General features: G+C 44.5%; 2 protein-coding genes (1 of these 2 only partly in view). Both read right to left on the bottom strand.

Translation table 11 applies throughout. The annotated features are described in order from the left end of the window. On the bottom strand, positions 1-6583 hold the 5' portion of the coding sequence (locus tag PNC201_RS03710) for a non-ribosomal peptide synthetase (RefSeq protein ID WP_102056214.1). It extends 3698 nt beyond the left edge of the window; the window shows 6583 of its 10281 coding nt (coding positions 1-6583); the start codon lies at positions 6581-6583; its stop codon lies beyond the left edge, outside the window. Further along, a complete protein-coding gene (locus PNC201_RS03705; protein ID WP_102056213.1) occupies positions 6583-22467 on the bottom strand; it encodes a non-ribosomal peptide synthetase in 15885 nt (5294 codons plus the stop codon). The genes PNC201_RS03710 and PNC201_RS03705 overlap by 1 nt, the downstream gene beginning before the upstream one ends.

Raw genomic sequence — 22467 nt, 5'->3', positions numbered from 1 at the left:
CCACTTGCTGACAACCCGCGAACTCGCGAATTAGTCGTTCAACTTCTCCAAGTTCAATACGATGTCCTTTTATTTTGACCTGATCGTCGTTACGGCCAACATAGATAAGCTCACCCGTGTCCTGCCAACGAACCAAATCGCCGGTTTTGTATGCCCTAATAGGTGTCGTTAAAAAGGACACTTCCACAAATCGTTGCTGCGTTAGCTCCGGACGATTTAAATAGCCTGGTGTCACTCCTTCACCAGCAATTAATAGTTCACCCACAGCACCATGTGGCATTAGCTGTTGAAATTCATCCACAACGTAAACTTGAGTGTTCGCGACAGGGGCACCTATCGTGACAGCTTGTGGCTTCACTTTAGCCGCACAAGACCACACCGTACATTCCGTTGGCCCGTACATATTAAACACTCGCTCAGGCAGAAGCGCACAAAGTTGCTGAGCAAGGTCATCACTCAGAGCCTCTCCACCAACCAGTAGCAATTCCAGCTGCTGTAATGCATCTCGACCCGAGTCACTGTGTAGTAATTCACGTATATAGCTAGGCGTCGCTTGAAAGTGTGAAACTTGGTGTTGAAGGATTAACTGAGCAGGATCCCAATCGTTCTCAAAACGTTGTGCCAACATATTCGTTTGACAATCGTGCTGTATAAAGCGTTCTTGAATTGTTGCTACACAAGATAACTGCTGCGGTGTGATGGAGGCATGTTGTTGAGACGTGTAAATAACTACAACTGCATTAAAGCCCATCTTGCCAAAGAGAGCTAACTGCGCCAGAGCCATATCAATATCTTCAAGCGTGCAAAGCGCTCCCGTTTGTTCATTGCATTCGCTAACGGGCAGATAGAGTACTCTGCTGCTAGCCGCTTGCTGAATAGTGTTAAATGCCGCAACTTTTGTTGCTAGTTCTGAAAGCTCGCTTCCTTGATATAGCACCGAAAGTCCAGCTCCGCTTCGCGCCGCCTGCTCATATTCTTGCTCTGTGGCGCGACAGTTTAAGCCGAGGTTTTCAGTATCAGAATGTAAGCAAGAAACTCGATCACCAACATAGCTTGAAAACTTCGCAACAGATAACTCTTTTGCATCGAGTAATGCCATATCTGATTTGCATAAATGCACCTGTGCGAGCTTTTCACTTGCGATACTCTGTGGTCGCTCTGGCTGGATGATTACCTTAGCTCCAGAGGCTAAGCTCCAGAATAGCTCGAGCACAGAAATATCAAAGCTAATACTCGTGCTAGCTAACCAGGTTATATCTGACGAGTTGCTTGGTAGCGATGTGCTCATCGCGGTAAAAAAGTTAAGTACGTTTCTGTGGCTCACTTTGACGCCCTTTGGCTTGCCCGTGGAGCCACTCGTATAGATCACATATGCCAAGCTATCTGAGGTGAGTTGATTAGTATAAGAAACGGGGTTTGTCGACGCCTGTAAGTCTAGGTATTCAACCAAGTGAAGTGCAGCTGATACATTGTTACTGAATAATGGTTGTAACGATTGCGTCAAAATTAAGTGCTTTAATTCGCTATCTTGAACAATATAATTCAGCCGCTGTGGTGGGTAGCTGGGATCTAAAGGCAAATAAGCACCACCAACTTTTAAAATAGCCAACATATTAATCAGCATAGATAAAGAGCGCGGTTGACAAATCCCAACTAAATCTCCAGGCCGGATCCCTCTTTGATACAACTGTTTAGCAACACATTCAGATTGCGCATTTAACTCTGCAAACGTTAAGTTTTCATTGTTAAAACAGACAGCTACTTTATCGGGCTGCGTAACACTTTGGTATTCGATGGCATGTTGCAGTAACCCCTCACTATCAAACGCTTGCGAGGTACAATTTAGCTGTTGCAACAAATAGTCACGTTGAGATTCTGGTAACAAGTTGTAGTGATAACAAGCTTGTTGTTCAGAATCGATGACGCCATCAACCAATTGTGCAAATTGCGCCATCATCTGCTCGATATATTGCTGATGAAACAACTCAGTACGGTATTCGACGGTAAGCTGCAGACCCTCTGATTGTTCACGTGCATGCCAAGTCAATTCATACTTAGCTACCGATTCTGAATGTAACTGTGGTGTCATGGAAAACGGCAAATCGCCAAGAGGTAACGCTTCGTTCGCCGTATTGTCCAGAATCAACATGATTTGAAACAACGGGGAATAATTCAAACTGCGTTCAGGAGCTAGCATTTCGACCAGTTGTTCAAATGGCGTAGCTTGGCGGGACAATGCCTCTAGGTTAACTTGCTTTACTTGTTCTAAGAACGTCCCAAAACTCTGCTTAAGAGAGCACTCCACTTTTAACACTAGGTTATTTATAAAAAAGCCCACAACGTTATCCAACTGCGGGTGACTACGATTTGCAACCGGGGTTCCAATAACCACTTGCGAATGCTGAGTATGACGGCAAATTAACAGACTCAATAAACCATGCAATACCATAAAAAGCGTCGCATTGTGTTTGCCCGCAAGTTGCTTTAAACCATTCAACTGTTTCTGATTCAATAGCCATTGCAGATTGTTTCCAGCAAACGTTTGCTGATTACTTCTCGCTTGATAAATGGGTAACTGATGGACAGCATCAATATCTGCAAGCTGTGTAAGCCAATAATCTAGGTGCGCTTTATGCTCATTCGATGCAAGTTGTTCATGGTGCCACGCGGCATAATCACTGTATTGAATATCGATCACAGGAAGCGCTTCAGTGTCAACACCCAGCTTTTGTTTATAAATAGTAATAAAGTCGCGTAATAGAATATTCATCGACCAAGCATCTGTCGCGATGTGATGTGTAGTGAGGAGTAACGTGCCGTGCTGCTCACCTCGCTTGACATAAGTCCCGCGCAACAGACAATCTCGACTTAGATCGAATGGTATGGTTGCATTTTCTAATCGCACAGTCTCAAGTTGATACTGCTGCTCAGCGATAGACTTTCCAGTCACATCTAGTAATACTAGTTGAAAAGCTTCTTGCGTTAACTGTAGCTGTGGTTGAGCATCTATTGTGACAAAATTCATAAGTAATGCCTGATGACGCTCTAGTAACTGAGTCAAGGCATACTCAGCAATATCGACATCAAACTGGCCGCAGATATCCAACGCAAATGGCATATTATACTGAGCCTGGTTGCTTTCAATCTGCGACAGTAACCACAACCGCTGCTGCGCTACAGAAAGCGGTTTAACCATATCCGTCTCCAGTCGCTTAATTGGTTCAAGCGCTAGATCTTCACTTTTCTGTATAAACTTAGCCAAGTCACGAATAATTGGGTGATTAAAAATATCTTTTAACTGTAGTTTCTTACCCAGCTGTGTACTCACATGGTTGATCAACCTAACCGCTAACAGTGAATGCCCCCCCATTGCAAAAAAGTCACTGTTAGGCGCAATATCTGTTCGTGATAACAGCTGCGTGCAAATATCCAGCAACTGCATCTCAACCAAGCTCTCCGGAGCAAGTCGTGAAGTTTGTTGCAACGTTTTGGGATCAGGTAATGCCCGTCGGTTAACTTTGCCATTACGACTTAGCGGAAAGTCATCAAGCGCAATATAGCAATGCGGTCTCATGTACATAGGTAGCCTAGCAGCGGCAAGACCTTCTAGCTGGTTGCGCACGGCCTCAACATCTTCATGTTGAGGCACGAAATAACACACAAGATACTCATTTTCTTGGTTTCTATTAACGTGTGCGATTAATCGTTGAACACCATCACAGCCCTCCAAAAGCGTTTCAATCTCGCCAAGTTCAACTCGATGCCCACGAATTTTAACTTGTTGATCATTACGACCAATAAACTCCAACCGCCCTTGACTATTCCAACGAACTAAATCCCCTGTTTTGTAGTAACGTTCGGACGAGCCGCTCTTTAAAACATCTACAACAAAACACCTAGAGGTTAACTCTGGCCGTTGCCAATATCCCTTCGCCACACCGGTACCTGCAATCCACAATTCGCCGATGCCTCCGGGTACTTGAAGTTGCTGTTGTTCGTTTAATACCAGCAACTGAGTATTGGTCATTGGCAGACCTATCGGTACAGTGCCGTTTCCTGACAATGGTAAATCATTGAATGCATGTATGCAGCAACCCACGACAGTCTCTGTTGGACCGTAATGGTTATATAACAAACTGTTAGGAAACGTATCACCTAATGCTAAAGCTACTCTTTGCGATAGGGCCTCACCACCTATCACCAATACACAAGGGGCAGTGATCACTTGGCCCTTGAGCGCATCGAGTAAGGCCTGACAATGGCTAGGAGTTAATCGCAATAATACCCCTTCAAGCTCAAGTTGCTGTAATTCGTTCAGCAAAGCAAAAATCACATCATCTTGTGGCAATAATGTCACACATCCCCCATGTAATAAGGGTAAGTAAAGACTAGGTACACTGATGTCAAATGCCGGCTCAGTAACGAGTAGAGAGCCCACGAGATGGTCTTGGTAATAAAAATCACTGGCAAAGGCGCAATACTGCTGTAATCCCAAATGAGTAATTTCAACTCCCTTGGGTTGACCAGTAGAGCCTGATGTATAAATTAGATAAGCACTATCACTTAACTGAGTTGGCGGTAGCGAAGATGGTGTAAACTCACTTAGCCAGTCTGGCGTTAAGCAGTCATCCATCAACATTACATCATACCCTTCGCTAGATACTGTTTCGAGAAGTGCACTTTGGGTTATCAATAGTTCGGCATCAACATCTTTTAATACATATTCCAACCTTGTCTTACCACTCGATTTATCTAATGGGATATATACGGCTCCCGCCAGCTGTACTCCGATAAGGGCGACTAATAGCTCCACACTTTTAGGCAGTAATAGCGCAACATGATCACCATGACCTATTTCTTGTTCTGATAAGCAGCCAGCTAAATTTTTCGCTTTGGCAATTAATTCGCCATAACTTAGTGTCGTATCACCTGCTCGAGCTGCGATTCGTTCCGGTGCACTCTGAGCCTGAATTAATATCTGCTGTACAATGGGAAGTTCTGTATCAGTAACTTGCTGCTCACCTGTTCCCATTGATAGGAGCGATTGTCTTGTTTCTTCACTCAACAACGAAGGTAATGATTGATTAGATTGGTGTTCAGGCAACGCAGTTAGCAATTGCACCATAGCTGTTGATAACCGCTCCACTGTCACTTGGTCGAATAATTCACTTTTATAATTCCAGTCAAGGATTAGGCTTCCTTGCTCTTCAAATATGCTAAGGTCCAAGTCATAACGCACAGCTCCCTCTCGCAACGGTAAAGCGCGAACAATCAAGTCCGTCAATTCAAATTGAGATTGTTGATAATTTTGTAGTACAAACTTGATTTGGGCTAAAGGGTTGTAGGCTAAATTGCGGGAAGGCTGCACAGCCTCTACGACTTGGTCAAAAGGTACCTCTTGATGACCAAAAGCCTGCTGTACTCGGCTTTTATTTTTAGCTAAAAATTGCCAAAAATCACCATCTTCAGGGATCTCCGAACGCAGCACTATTGTATTGAGAAAGCAGCCGATCAAGGACTGAACTTCCTCTCGTTCTCTTCCCGCCACAGGTGTCGCCATCACAATATCATCACTACCACTAAATCGGCCTAAAACAAAAGCAAATGCAGACTGTAATAAGGTAAAGAGCGTCACATTGTGGCTTTTTGCCAGCTTGACTAACTGCTCGCTCAGTTTCTTGCTCAAAGGAACTTGCATTTGTTTAGATGTAAAATTTTGCTGTTTAGGGCGTGGTCTATCGAGTGGTAGGCTATGTACCTCTGGAGCTTCGGCTAAATAGTCATGCCAAAACTCTAATTTCTGTTCAAGTACTGGCTGATCTAAATGTTGCTTTTGCCAATAGGCATAGTCAGCATACTGTATTGGTAAAGCAGTTAACTGCACTGACTGGCCAGTCGCTAACTGGTGATAACTGGTCACAAATTCTGATGACAGCACTTCCACTGACCAGCCGTCTGCTGCAATATGGTGAACAGCGAAAAGTAAGCAATGCTGTTTGGCATGACGTTTAACAAGCGTTACCCGCAATACTAATTCAGCACTCAAGTCGAATGAGTAACGTGACTCTTTAGTTATCAACTGTTGTAGTTTAGTCTCATATTCTGCGGCAGAAAGCAGGCTATAGTCTTCTTGAAACAGAGGTATCTCAAAGTCTTGATGTAAAAACTGCAGCGTTTGATTTTGCTGCTCAACGTAACCACACCGGAGCACGTCGTGACGGTTGATTATTTCAGCCAAAGCCTGACTAACCTTATCAACTCGCAACTCACCTTCTAACTCGAATGCTGCAAAAATATTATATTCGCTACTCTCGCCACCACCAAGCTGGTGTATAAACCACAATCTCGCTTGCGCCAAAGACAAAGGTAGATACTTACTGTCAGGACGAGGAGTGATAGCACTAACTTTAGGACGTTGGATACTATGTTGTAGATACTGGATAATATCGTCTTTGTGTGCAGAAATTTCATTCTTTAGCTCAGAGGTCAACGCTCCTTTTGGCGCCGTAAATTTTAGCTTTTGCTCTTCAAGATAAAGTTCGATCCCTGCAGCTAGCGCTTTTTTTATTATTTTTTGAACCATTAAAATTCTCCAGATTCCATATCTTCCGCAAGCTCAGCCTCGGTATTTGCGCCAGTGTTTTTGTTAGCCAGTTCAACAGCTAATGCAATCTCAGCTACGGTTGGATACGTGAATAAAAACAGCAGTTCCAGCTGTACACCGAAACCGTTTTCTATCGCATTTTTAAACGCGACCAGTGAAATAGAACTACCTCCAAGCTCGAAGAAGCTATCATGCACTCCTGGGGAAGTTTGTAACCCCAAAGTCAGTTGCAATATATCCACAAGCTTCTCTTCTAGTTCATTGCTCGGCGCCATATAGCGACTATCACTATGCGCAATGGGGGTGGGTAAATTAGCTTTGTCAATCTTGCCATTATTTGTTAACGGCAATACGTTGAGCACAGCCCACCGACTAGGCTGCATATAATGAGGCAACCTATGCTTGAGCCACCCTTTCACATCACTGATAAGGTCACTATGATCTTGGCAACTGTGACTAACCAACCAAGCGTCAAGGTGCTGATGCTGTTTAGTGGTATTAAGCAGCACTACCGCGCTATCCAACCGCTCATGCTGAGCTAAGTTTTGCTCCACTTCAGGCAACTCAACACGGTAACCTTTATATTTGACTTGAGCGTCTCTGCGACCTAAAAACTCAATGTTTCCGTCATTACGATATCGAGCAATATCTCCAGTGCGATACATTCTTGAACCAAGATCTTGCTCCAGCAAATCTGCAAAAAATACCTTTGCCGTTAACTCATCTTTGTTCCAATAGCCTCGGCTGACTTGATTTCCACCAATATAAATCTCTCCTTTTACACCAGGAAGCTGTAGTTGTTGCTGATTATCGAGTATATAAATACGGTTATTCGCATCCGCTTTGCCAATAGCCAAAATTTCACCATAATAGCCATCAGGCTTTATCTCTAAGTGCGAAACAGTGACGGTGGTTTCAGTTGGACCATAAGAGTTAACTAACTTTGGAAGCTTCCCTTGATGTGCAAACCAGCGCTCAACACAGCCAGCCTGTAACCCTTCACCACCAATAATGACTGTTTCCAGCATATTAGGTAATGACATAGTAGGCGCCTGCATAAGTTGATGGAAAAATGCCGTTGGCAAAGTGATTAGATTGATACGTTGCTGTTCACAAAGCGCCCAAAATGTTGCCGTACTCGATAGCCAGGTATCGTCTCGTAGTACCAACGTCCCACCTGTCATTAAGCTGCCAAATATCTCCTCAATGGACATATCAAAATTTACAGCACTAAATTGCAGTATGCGTTTAGTCGAGTCGAGTCGGTAGCGGTCTATAAAGCCTTCGACAAAAGCAGCTAAATTTTGGTGCTCCACCATCACGCCTTTAGGGTTACCGGTGGATCCTGATGTATATATTAGGTACACCAGTTGCTGTGGGGCGATGCAGATTTGGGGCGCATTCGGTTCATGATCTTGGAATATTGCGTGATCTTCACTTAAATTCTGTATCACATAATCGGATTCTGCTTGTTTGTAACTCTCATGGTCATCACCCTCAGGTAATAACAAAAGCTTTGGTTTACTATCGGCCAAAACATAAAGAGACCTAGCTTTTGGCTGCGCTCTATCCAGCGGCACATATGTCGCACCAGCTTTCATAACCGCGAAAATAGCGACCATAAACATTGCCGATCTTGGCAGGCAGATTGCTACTCGATCTTCTGTTGTAATTCCCTCTTGTAAGAGATAATTTGCGAGCTGATTTGAGTGGGATTCTAACCAAGCATAAGTATACTCCTTGCCATTATCTACTATGGCAATATTATCGGGGAACCGAACAGCATTATTCGATAACCGCTGAGGCATCAACAAAGTTGGAGTAGCTTGCAATACGCTTTGAGGCCGACCAAGTAAACGCCTCTTATCATCATTAGACATAAGTGATAACTCGGCAATGGTTGCATTAGGTTGCGTTACAAAAGCCTTTAAGATATTTAAGAAATACTCGCTCCATTTGGCAACATCACTAGAGTGGTAAAGCTCATTTAGAAACTCTATATGGCAATCTAAGCCATGTTCTGTTTGCTCTGCAGTTAGCACTAAATCAAATTCTGAATGACCATTCGTCCGTATCAGTTCATTCATTTCGAGAGCAGGTATCTGCGCAGCCTCATACTTATTGTGAAGTGCTAACAATGTTTGGAATACGGGATGCTGATATGAACTTCTTGGCGGGTTCAAACGCTCAATTATTTGCTCCAACGGAGCATCTTGATTGGCAAAAGCAGAAGTGCTTTTCTCACTCACATGAGAAAACAACTCGATAATAGTCATCTCCGACTGTAATTCAACTTTCAAGACAACGGTATTGACGAACAGTCCAATTAGATCAAAGCAAGCCGCATGCTGCCTCCCAGCAACAGGGAGTCCTATCTGTAATGACGAGCTGCCGGTAAGCTTAGCTAGCAAAATAGCCCATGCTGAACTTAACAGCATATTGAGTGTTATCTTTTGATCTTTTGCTATCAGTTCTAATTCAGAGCTAAAAGAAGGCAATAAAGAAAAACTGACTTTGCTGGTACTACCCCTAAGTTTTTCTATTGTCCCGGTGTCGCTAGGCAGTTTTAAATCTTCACCACGCTCGGCTAACTCAGTAACCCAGTAGTCTAGCTGTGACTTGAGCTTTTGTTGCTGCTGACTTGCCAGCTGCCAATCAGCATAATCACTATACTGAATTGCTAAAGGAGGAAGTACCGCAGCCTCCCCTCTTTGCAACCCTTGATAAAGTGCCGCAAACTCTCGATGCAATATCTCTACCGACCAACCATCTGCGATGATGTGATGAAGACTGATCATCAGCACCGCTTCCGTTGCACTTTGCCTGACCAAACTCGCTCTAAATAGTTGCCCTGCTGTTAGGTCAAAACCTCGCTGTCCTTCTTCTGCTTGTAGTGCCTGTATCTTATGCTGCTGTGTTGCAGGCGCTAGTGATGTTAAATCGTAATGCTGTAAGACAAACCTGACCTCACTTTCCACGACTTGCCTAGGCTCACCTTCATGGCTTATGAAACGGCTTCGCAATATATCATGCCGTGCAATAATGCCTTGTAATGCCTGCTCTATATAGTCAGCTGCTATTACTCCTCGCAGCTGTAATGTTGAACTCATCACATAATGCGCACTGCTAGGTTGCATCTGTTCAATAAACCACAAACGCTGTTGTGCATATGACAAAGCCGCCGGCTCTGAACTGCTTCGTTTTGTGATCAATGTTTGTTGTGAGTGTTCCGCTGCGTCTATTGTTGCCGCTAGGCTAACTAAGTCTGGCTGAGCAAATATGTCGCCTAAACCTAGCTCTACTGCAAACGTTGAGCGGATCTCAGCTTGTAGCTTTACACTTAATAAGGAATGCCCACCTAGCGCAAAAAAGTGTTGTTCTAGACCAATATCCCCCGCTTCTATCCCCAACAATTCAGCACATATTTGTACCAATCGTCGCTCTGTTTGACTTGTCGCAGTTATTCGTTTCGTTGCTTGCTGATGTGGACTAGGTAGCGCACTGCGGTCCACTTTACCGTTTGGCGTCAATGGTAAACGCGGTAATGTCACGACCTGTTTTGGTACCATGTATTCCGGTAAGACAGTCGCCAATTGCTGCTGTATGTCACCATGACTGTCTTCTTTGTCACTGACAATATAGGCAACTAAACGGCTCTGCTCCTCTTCGCCCACTACCAGCACCACCGCTTCTCTAACACTTGGTAGCGCTAATAATTGCTGCTCTATTTCCCCTAATTCAATGCGGTGACCACGCACTTTAACCTGGTGATCGGCCCGACCAATCACTTCAAACTCACCTGACACCGTCAATCTGGCCAAGTCTCCCGTCCGATATAATGGTCGTGCTGTGCCGTCTGGGGCAATTCCTGTAATAAAGCGAGTCGCAGTTAACGCCTCTTGGCCGAGATAACCTAAGCTGACTCCCTCTCCACCTATATATAATTCTCCAGTACAGCCATGCGGTTGTAGTTGATAACTATCACTCAGCACATAAAGTTGAGTGTTTGCAATTGCCCGACCAACTGTCACCTGCTCGGAAGTTACTTTACTGGCTGCTGACCAAACTGTCGTTTCCGTCGGCCCATATAAGTTCCATAAAACCTCACCTTGCGCCTGCAATGCTTTACTGAGGTGATTATCAAGTGCTTCTCCGCCACATAAAATTGTTAAACCTGATATGGGCTGCCAGCGCCCTTCCGCCAGTAACATTTTCCAGCTTGCGGGGGTTGCCTGCATCATATTGATATCACCTCGGTGTAAGCGTGAAATCAACGCTCCCGGGTCCCGCCGCATCGCATTATCCGCTAAGTGTACCGTCCCCCCAACTAACAAAGGTAGAAACAACTCTAGTACATGAATATCAAAGCTAATGGGAGTCACCGCAAGTAACTTAGTATCTGAACTCGCGTTCAATAACTCTGCCATTGCCGTTAAAAAATTCACGACATTATGATGGCTTACCATCACTCCTTTAGGTTGGCCTGTGGAGCCTGACGTATAAATAACATAAGCGCATGCTCCACTTTCAAGACGCTCCGCTTCCCACTCTAACGACCCTGCACAGCTAAGTAGCTGTTCAACATCATAATAAGGCACTGTGCTTGGCAGTTGTTCACAGACCGAAGGCTCACTAATTACAAGGCATGCTCCGCTATCGTTAATCATGTGCGTTAAGCGTGCACTCGGATACTCTGGGTCTAATGGAACATAGGCTGCGCCAACTTGCCACACCCCAAGTAAAGTGGGCAATAACATGATGGTGCGTGGTAAACAAACCCCCACCCGTTGACCTCGTTTCACACCAACCTGCCGAAGCCCTTGTGCAATATGTTTCGCATGTTCAAACAATTGCTTATAGTCAAGCTGTTGCTCAAGGCAGCGTACCGCTATTGCATTTGGGTGGCATTGCCCAGCCTGCTGTAGCAGGGTTATTACCGTCTGCTGTGGAATGTGACTACAAGGTCCTTGTCCTTGCCGGATAAGATCAGCTTGCTCGTGCTCTGTTAATAATGACAACAGGCCAATATTTTGCTCCACAGGGGCGTGGACTAAAGCCATGAGCAATCGCGCTAAGTGCACCAACAAGGTATTCGCACGTGACTCACTAAAGAGTTGTTGGTTATAAACAAGATTAATAACCAGCTCGGAGTCTTGCCAAAAGGCATTAAAGGTTAAATCATATTCACTAAAGAGTGCTTCTGGCTGGCACTCAGTTATAGTGATGTCAGCAAGATCCAAACTCGCCTGACGTTGGCTGTGTAAATTCAACATGATTTGGAACAACGGCGCGTGCGCTTGACTACGCTCAGTTTGCAATTGCTCAACCAACTTCTCAAAAGGCACAGCCTGATGTGCTTGTGCATCCTGATTTACGGCTCGGATTTGCTGACAAAAATCAGCTACCGACTGCTCCCCATGACAATCTAGCCGCAGAACAACATTATTAATAAAGCATCCAATTAATGGCTCTACTTGGGATGATAAACGATTGGCCACTGGGCTACCGATAACGATATCGCGATTGTTACTGTGGCGGCTCAATAGCATTCCCAAGGCGCCATGTAACAGCATAAATAGCGTCATTTCTTGCTGCTGTGCAAAGGTTTTGAGCTGCTCTGCCTGTTGTGCCAAAAGCACAGTGCCAACCTGTTTGCAGGCAAAGGATTGACTTGTCGGGCGTGCTCCGTCACAAGGCAAGTCATGGCGCTGGGGTAAGTCAGTTAATTGTTCCAACCAGTAATCGACACTGGGTTGTAGTACTTCTTTACCCTGTTGCTGCTGCCAATCAGCATAATCACTATACTGAATTGCTAAAGGAGGAAGTACCGCAGCCTCCCCTCTTTGCAACCCTTGATAAAGTGCCGCAAACTCTCGATGCAATATCTCTACCGACCAACCATCTGCGATGATGTGATGAAGACTGATCATCAGCACCGCTTCCGTTGCACTTTGCCTGACCAAACTCGCTCTAAATAGTTGCCCTGCTGTTAGGTCAAAACCTCGCTGTCCTTCTTCTGCTTGTAGTGCCTGTATCTTATGCTGCTGTGTTGCAGGCGCTAGTGATGTTAAATCGTAATGCTGTAAGACAAACCTGACCTCACTTTCCACGACTTGCCTAGGCTCACCTTCATGGCTTATGAAACGGCTTCGCAATATATCATGCCGTGCAATAATGCCTTGTAATGCCTGCTCTATATAGTCAGCTGCTATTACTCCTCGCAGCTGTAATGTTGAACTCATCACATAATGCGCACTGCTAGGTTGCATCTGTTCAATAAACCACAAACGCTGTTGTGCATATGACAAAGCCGCCGGCTCTGAACTGCTTCGTTTTGTGATCAATGTTTGTTGTGAGTGTTCCGCTGCGTCTATTGTTGCCGCTAGGCTAACTAAGTCTGGCTGAGCAAATATGTCGCCTAAACCTAGCTCTACTGCAAACGTTGAGCGGATCTCAGCTTGTAGCTTTACACTTAATAAGGAATGCCCACCTAGCGCAAAAAAGTGTTGTTCTAGACCAATATCCCCCGCTTCTATCCCCAACAATTCAGCACATATTTGTACCAATCGTCGCTCTGTTTGACTTGTCGCAGTTATTCGTTTCGTTGCTTGCTGATGTGGACTAGGTAGCGCACTGCGGTCCACTTTACCGTTTGGCGTCAATGGTAAACGCGGTAATGTCACGACCTGTTTTGGTACCATGTATTCCGGTAAGACAGTCGCCAATTGCTGCTGTATGTCACCATGACTGTCTTCTTTGTCACTGACAATATAGGCAACTAAACGGCTCTGCTCCTCTTCGCCCACTACCAGCACCACCGCTTCTCTAACACTTGGTAGCGCTAATAATTGCTGCTCTATTTCCCCTAATTCAATGCGGTGACCACGCACTTTAACCTGGTGATCGGCCCGACCAATCACTTCAAACTCACCTGACACCGTCAATCTGGCCAAGTCTCCCGTCCGATATAATGGTCGTGCTGTGCCGTCTGGGGCAATTCCTGTAATAAAGCGAGTCGCAGTTAACGCCTCTTGGCCGAGATAACCTAAGCTGACTCCCTCTCCACCTATATATAATTCTCCAGTACAGCCATGCGGTTGTAGTTGATAACTATCACTCAGCACATAAAGTTGAGTGTTTGCAATTGCCCGACCAACTGTCACCTGCTCGGAAGTTACTTTACTGGCTGCTGACCAAACTGTCGTTTCCGTCGGCCCATATAAGTTCCATAAAACCTCACCTTGCGCCTGCAATGCTTTACTGAGGTGATTATCAAGTGCTTCTCCGCCACATAAAATTGTTAAACCTGATATGGGCTGCCAGCGCCCTTCCGCCAGTAACATTTTCCAGCTTGCGGGGGTTGCCTGCATCATATTGATATCACCTCGGTGTAAGCGTGAAATCAACGCTCCCGGGTTCCGCCGCATCGCATTATCCGCTAAGTGTACCGTCCCCCCAACTAACAAAGGTAGAAACAACTCTAGTACATGAATATCAAAGCTAATGGGAGTCACCGCAAGTAACTTAGTATCTGAACTCGCGTTCAATAACTCTGCCATTGCCGTTAAAAAATTCACGACATTATGATGGCTTACCATCACTCCTTTAGGTTGGCCTGTGGAGCCTGACGTATAAATAACATAAGCGCATGCTCCACTTTCAAGACGCTCCGCTTCCCACTCTAACGACCCTGCACAGCTAAGTAGCTGTTCAACATCATAATAAGGCACTGTGCTTGGCAGTTGTTCACAGACCGAAGGCTCACTAATTACAAGGCATGCTCCGCTATCGTTAATCATGTGCGTTAAGCGTGCACTCGGATACTCTGGGTCTAATGGAACATAGGCTGCGCCAACTTGCCACACCCCAAGTAAAGTGGGCAATAACATGATGGTGCGTGGTAAACAAACCCCCACCCGTTGACCTCGTTTCACACCAACCTGCCGAAGCCCTTGTGCAATATGTTTCGCATGTTCAAACAATTGCTTATAGTCAAGCTGTTGCTCAAGGCAGCGTACCGCTATTGCATTTGGGTGGCATTGCCCAGCCTGCTGTAGCAGGGTTATTACCGTCTGCTGTGGAATGTGACTACAAGGTCCTTGTCCTTGCCGGATAAGATCAGCTTGCTCGTGCTCTGTTAATAATGACAACAGGCCAATATTTTGCTCCACAGGGGCGTGGACTAAAGCCATGAGCAATCGCGCTAAGTGCACCAACAAGGTATTCGCACGTGACTCACTAAAGAGTTGTTGGTTATAAACAAGATTAATAACCAGCTCGGAGTCTTGCCAAAAGGCATTAAAGGTTAAATCATATTCACTAAAGAGTGCTTCTGGCTGGCACTCAGTTATAGTGATGTCAGCAAGATCCAAACTCGCCTGACGTTGGCTGTGTAAATTCAACATGATTTGGAACAACGGCGCGTGCGCTTGACTACGCTCAGTTTGCAATTGCTCAACCAACTTCTCAAAAGGCACAGCCTGATGTGCTTGTGCATCCTGATTTACGGCTCGGATTTGCTGACAAAAATCAGCTACCGACTGCTCCCCATGACAATCTAGCCGCAGAACAACATTATTAATAAAGCATCCAATTAATGGCTCTACTTGGGATGATAAACGATTGGCCACTGGGCTACCGATAACGATATCGCGATTGTTACTGTGGCGGCTCAATAGCATTCCCAAGGCGCCATGTAACAGCATAAATAGCGTCATTTCTTGCTGCTGTGCAAAGGTTTTGAGCTGCTCTGCCTGTTGTGCCAAAAGCACAGTGCCAACCTGTTTGCAGGCAAAGGATTGACTTGTCGGGCGTGCTCCGTCACAAGGTAAGTCATGGCGCTGGGGTAAGTCAGTTAATTGTTCCAACCAGTAATCGACACTGGGTTGTAGTACTTCTTTACCCTGTTGCTGCTGCCAATCAGCATAATCACTATACTGAATTGCTAAAGGAGGAAGTACCGCGGCCTCCCCTCTTTGCAATCCTTGATAAAGTGCCGCAAACTCTCGATGCAATATCTCTACCGACCAACCATCTGCGATGATGTGGTGAAGACTGATCATCAGCACCGCTTCCGTTGCACTTTGCCTGACCAAACTCGCTCTAAATAATTGCCCTGCTGTTAGGTCAAAACCTCGCTGTCCTTCTTCTGCTTGTAGTGCCCGTATCTTATGCTGCTGTGTTGCAGGCGCTAGTGATGTTAAATCGTAATGCTGTAAGACAAACCTGACCTCACTTTCCACGACTTGCCTAGGCTCACCTTCATGGCTTATGAAACGGCTTCGCAATATATCATGCCGTGCAATAATGCCTTGTAATGCCTGCTCTATATAGTCAGCTGCTATTACTCCTCGCAGCTGTAATGTTGAACTCATCACATAATGCGCACTGCCAGGTTGCATCTGTTCAATAAACCACAAACGCTGTTGTGCATATGACAAAGCCGCCGGCTCTGAACTATCTCTGGGCTCAATTATTATGGCTTTATTAACACCAAGGGCTGCGCTATCAATAAACTGGGCTAACGAGCTAAGCGTGCTGAATTGATATGCTTGAGCTGCAGAGAAGTCAATATTAAAGTAGGTAGCAACGGCTGTTGCCATTTTTATCAAAGAAAGTGAGTGCCCACCCAAACCGAAAAAGCTGCTATCTCGGCCAACAGCTTCACACACAATACCTAGCTTATCAGCCCATAATTCAGCTAACGCAATTTCTGTAGGTGTTATTGGCGGTTGTGTAGTCTGTATCTGTGGTTTTGGCTTTGGTAATCGCTCACGATCTATCTTGCCATTTTGAGTTAAAGGCCAATCAGCAACAATAACGATAGCTTCAGGCACCATATAACTGGGCAATTGTTGCTGCAAGTGTACCCGAAGTAACTCTACTAATTGTTTATCGGTGTCGTTGATGGGCTGAACATATGCAACAAGCTGTTTATCAATAGCGCCTTGCTGTAACACCACCAAACTACTCGCTACACCGTTGAATTGGTTAAGACAACTTCGGACTTCATCCAGCTCTACGCGGAATCCACGAATTTTAACTTGCTGATCTACACGCCCAATAAATGCCATTACGCCTGGGCTAATATAGCGAACATAATCGCCCGTGCGGTAGATCATTCGTGGAAGAGTGCTACCCTCAGAATAAAATGGATTCTCCACAAACCGTTCACGAGTCATCTCATCCTGATTTAAGTATCCGAGCGCAAGTCCATGCCCACCAACACATAGTTCTCCTTCCGCACCAAAAGGAGCGAGTCTATCCCCCTGCAAAATATAGACATGATCTCCAGGTAAAGCCTTGCCGATAGGAATTGAGGTAGGAGCTACTTCATTAATCAAATGACATGTTGTAAATGTCGTATTTTCTGTTGGGCCATAACCATTCCAGAGCTGAACTTCAGGCAACTTCTGTTGACATAACTTTACAGCAGCAACATCTAACACATCACCACCCGCGATAACATTCTCAAGAGCGTGATGTTCGGGAAGAGACTGAGCCCATTGGCTGAACAAACCAGCGGTCAACCACAACGTATTGATCTGCCAAAGCGCTAACTGTTGATTTATTTGCTCAGGAGTGACAAATTTTTCAGGGTAAACAACGCAGGTTCCACCGTTAAGTAGCGGTCCCCAAATTTCGAATGTTGCTGCGTCAAAAGCAATGTTTGCACAGTGCAATACCTGTGTCATTGAATTAAGAGGAAAATACTCGGCGTCACAAACTAAGCGTAAAATCCCTTGCTGTGAGGTTAAAACACCTTTTGGCTTACCTGTCGACCCAGATGTGTAAATAACATAAGCTACTTGCTCAGGAGGAGTAGATATTGCGGGCTTGCTCAGCAGCTTAGCGGTATCAATCAATCTTTCCAAATAACCATCACAGAGTAGCAGCTTAGTACCTTGGAAAAATGTGAGTGTACTGCTAAGACTTGGTTCAGTTATCACAAGCGACAACTGAGCATCAGTTACAATATTCTCAAGTCGCTGTTGTGGTTGATTACTATCAAGAGGTACATAGGCGCCTCCAACTTTCAGTATTGCCAACATCGAAACTAGCATTTCTACGCTACGAGATACATGTAAGCCAACTAGCATTCCTGATGTAACGTTATACTTTTCAACTAGAGTGTGAGCGAACTGATTTGCTAGGTGGTTTAACTCTTCATAACTATATTTTTTATTCTTTGCAATGACAGCCACTTTATCCGCATATTTCAGCGCAATGGATTCAAAGCGTTGTGATACTGATTGATTTATTGGGTAAGGGATTTGGGCTTGGTTTAAAGTATGGATTAAATAGTCTTGCTCGGACTGAGTTAACATTTCAAGCTGAGCAGTACTGCCCTCACGGTTGCTTAGCACGCTTCTCAAAAGCTGCCAAAAGTGTTGATCTAAGCTCTCAATTAAGGCATGGTCAAAACAGTTCTGATCGTAATACCAATTAAGGTATAGCGTTTTGTGATCAAAGCTAAACTCTAAGTGCAGATCAAACTTTGCTTTACTTTGATGTAGCTGAAGTAAGGATAAGTTTGTTCCAGATAAGAACAGCTGCTCAGGAGCAATCCCCTGCTCAAAATCTTGTTGTTGCGTCAGCATTATTTGAAATAAATTACGCCCTTGCTCTGGAGCTAAACGTCTCACCAGTTCCTCGTAAGAGGCCTCTTGGTTGGCTTGCGCTTGCCTGTTAACATCTTTTATTTGGGCGAAGAAATCGGTAAGTAACGTATCCTCTACCTGAGTTCTCAACACCAAGATATTGACAAAGAAACCTATTAGACCTTGAGTTTCTATGGTAAGACGATTTGCAGCCGCCGTACCCACAACAATGTCTGTGCTATTGCTATGACGTGCTAATAACAAAGCCAGAACCCCATGAACTAGCATAAATGGGGTCATTTGATTATCTTTTAATTGCGCTTCCAAAGGTCGCTTTAAAGCGTCAGAAATACGACTAGAATATTGACCTTGCTGACCTCGTTGCTCTGCTCGTTTGGAAACGTTTAGATATGCAGTTGTTGGCAAGTGGGCAAGCTGACTTTGCCAATAATTATATTGCTGAGCCAATTCGTCGCTATTTTCTCTATCTCGTTGCCACAATGCGTAATCTTTATATTGAATTGGCAGCTCTGGTAGTTTTACTTCTTTTTTCTGCAATGCTAACTGGTATGCAGTTGCAAGTGCTTGACAAAAAATCTCCACTGACCAACCGTCAGCGATAATGTGATGTAAATTTATCACTAAAGTGCCTGACTTTACTTTGTCATCACCAACACCACTTTGCAGCAATACATCCACGTTAAAAAGTGTGTCACGGCCGAGTTCAAAATTATATTCCTGTTGTTCTTGAATATACCTTTGTCGAGCTAATTGATAATCTCGCGCTGTAAGCTGGGAGTAATCAATCACTCTTATGTAGTCATCTCGGGGAGCAGAAATAACTTGAACTACAGAGGAGCCATCTTGAACTAGGTTAGTACGTAGGATCTCATGCTGCGTCGCCAAAGCAATCAAGGCTTTATTCAAGCTATGAATATCGATATGTTCAGAAAACTCAAAAGCAGCTAGCATGTTGTATTCACAACTACCACCTTGTAGCTGATCCAGTGACCACAGCCTTAACTGGGCCATTGACAGGGGGTAACGCTCAGCAGAAGGTTGAGGCAATATTGTTGTGAGGTTTTCAGTCGCTTGACTCGCAGCATTTAGCTGCTCAGTTAAAGCGGCAATCGTTGAGGCTCTGAATAAAGTCGCCAAGTTAATATCAACTTTAAACTCGCGCTTTAATCCCGAGAGCATGCTGACCGCCAGCAAGGAATGCCCACCCAAAGCAAAAAAGTCGCTTTCTGGCGCTAACTTGGCAATAGAAACGTTTAACAGCTCTGACCATATCGAAGCCACACGCAACTCCATTTCGCTCAGGCTCATCTTTGAGTTAACACCATCACACAAGGCGATTTGTGGGAGCGCTTTCAGATCTATTTTGCCATTTGCTGAAATCGGCCACTGTTCCAGCAACATAAAACCACTTGGTATCATATAGCTGGGTAGTTCCAATGCTAATGCGCGTTTAATCTGCGCCAATAATTCTTCGGTTTTGTTATCCACAGCTTTAACATAGGCATTAAGCTGAGCTTCAGAGCCTGAGGAATCGAGTACGACGATAACCGAGTCGACACCACTTATCTGTTTGATATGATTTTCAATTTCTCCAAGTTCAACTCGGTGACCACGGATTTTAACTTGCTTATTATTACGCCCTAAATATTCAATGTTCCCATCACTTCTAAAACGACCTATATCTCCGGATTTATACATTCTTGCGTCGGGTTGATTTTGCCAAGGATCTGCGAAAAACGTTCGTGCCGTTAGATCCGGACGTTGCCAGTATCCGCGAGTAACTTTACTTCCTCCAATGTATATTTCTCCAGGTACTCCAAATGGAAGCGGACGTTGCTTTGAGTCTAGAATGTACAGTTGAGTGTTGGGATCTGCACGACCTATTGGTACCCTATCTTGGATATCTCCATTTTTCTCAATCTCAAAACAACAGGCTGAAACCGTTGTTTCAGTGGGCCCATAGGAATTGATTAGCCTAGCTGTAGTATTCGTTTCATTTAGCCATTTTCTGACTTTATCTACCGCTAACGCTTCACCACCTAAAATAATAAGCTCAATACAACTCGGTATCTGACCATCAAGCTCGACTGCAAGTCGATGCCAAAACGCGGTCGGTAAACTAAGCAAGTTAATTTCGTACTTTTGACAAAATTGCCAAAAAGCATCAGCACTTCCCAAGCAGGTTTCACTACGTAACACTAAAGTTCCACCATGTACCAAGGCGACAAAGATTTCTTCTATTGCTGTATCAAAGCTCAATGAAGCAAATTGTAATACTCGCTTACCCGCAGTCATGGAATATTTGTGCTGTAATGGCAGGATAAATGCTGCTAGCTGGCGATATTCAACCATCACCCCTTTTGGTTTGCCGGTGGAGCCTGAGGTATACATGAGATAAGCTAAATCGTCTGACTTAGTAGGGATAGAGACTTGCTGATATTCGTATTGTTCAAGCGTCAGATCATCGCTGTTGATGACGGTGCAACCAAGGCTTTGGTTATTTTGATTTTTTAAGTTAGTAAGCCCTGCATTGTCGGATAAGCACAACACAGGGTCGGCATCAGCAACCATAACTTGAAGACGCGCTAGAGGAAGGGCCATATCACATGGTACATAGACAGCTGCCACCTTCATAATCGCCAGTATATTGACAATAAGTGCTATACTGCGTTGCTGGTAAACTAACACTCGGTCTTGTCTTTTCACACCTAACATTAACAAGTGTTGGGCCATTGCATCTGCACGACGCTCAAGTTCGGCGTAGCTAATCGTTTGATCTGCTGCAATCACAGCCGTCCGCGCAGCAAGGTTGTTGCTATGCAAAGCGATTTGCTGATGTAGTAAGGCTTGCTCGGTATCTAACTCGTCAATCGGTGTATTTTTTAGCAGCGCGAACCTTTGCTGATCTTCAGCAGAGAGAATCTCAATATCAGAAACTGGAGTTTCAGCACTTTGTAAGGTGATCTCTTGCATCACGACCATTAGCCTTTCTAACAACTGAATGCCTTCAATTTCATTGAAATAAGCAAGGTTATGATCAAGCATTAACGCTGGTGATAGTTCCTCACCATACTCCCAATAAGTCACCGTAACTGGAGTTATTTCATGTAGATGTGATACATACTCAAGAGACTCGGTACCATTTTCAAAATTCAGGGAGCTATCCAATTTTAAATAGTTAAAGGCAATATCAAATAGTTGATTTTCTTTGCCTGAGCTACCCAATGCATTGACCAAGTGCCCGAAGGGAAAACGCTGATGTCGAAAGCACTTTTTCTGCCGATTTGCGATATCTTTGACTAACTCCAGCAACGACTTCTCACCTGCGCAATTAAGTGTTGTTGGACTGATACTGGTAAAAGCCCCCAGCATCCGCTTTTGTTTAGCACCGTTACGGTTATGAAAAGATAACCCTATGTTCAATTCCGTTAATTGGTAAGCTTTGGAAAAATAGATGCTTACTCCAGCTAATACCAATTGAGCAACACTCACTCCCCATGCTTTAGCTCGAGCAACCATGCTTTTGTGTAACTGCGTAGGAATATCAAGTTGTATTCGGTTACTCGGTGTATGTTGTTGACGCCAGCTTTCTTTATGAGTACGGTTAAAAACTCGTGCTTGAGGCGTTATTCCCTGTTCAAGCCAAAATTCTCTATCTCTTTGATACTTTAAACTTGCTACATAATTTTCGTCGTCTGCGACAATTTCAGCCCAGAGCCCCATCTTTGATTGATGTTGTGGGTCTTGACCACGATAATACTGGCTCAATAAATCAGCCCAGTTTGCAAATCCCCAACCGTCCATCATGACATGATGAGCAATCGCTACATACCAGTATTCATTCACGGAAAGCTTGACCAAATAGGCATCGTATAACGGCTGCTCTTCAAGCTGAAACGCTTCTGCAAAACGCTGCTGCAGCCAAACTGTGGCATGCTCAAGAGGAGTTGAGTAAGCCGAAAAGTCGAGTACTTCTAAATTAGTAAGTCTAGAGTCACTAAAATACTGAGATATGCCGCTTTCACTCTGGCGCACTCTCATTCCAAATATTTCATGATTTATGACTAGCTTTTCATGAGCTGCTTTAATCCGACTTTCGTCAATCGCTCCCAACTTAATATAGCCACCAACATTATATAGTGGGTGCTCAAGATACTGTTGTTGGTCCAAGTAAATGTCGCGCTGCGTTAAACTCAACGCTAAGTAGCAGGTTGAGCCTTGCTTTTGTCCATCCATCATCAT

It is taken from the genome of Pseudoalteromonas sp. NC201, from assembly GCF_002850255.1.
GTDB lineage: Bacteria > Pseudomonadota > Gammaproteobacteria > Enterobacterales > Alteromonadaceae > Pseudoalteromonas.
This window is presented reverse-complemented; position numbering and strand designations above follow the sequence as displayed.

Bases quoted from the DNA above. Each gene is read 5' to 3' on its own strand.
- PNC201_RS03705 (WP_102056213.1), bottom strand. From the start codon at position 22,467: ATGATGATGGATGGACAAAAGCAAGGCTCAACCTGCTACTTAGCGTTG.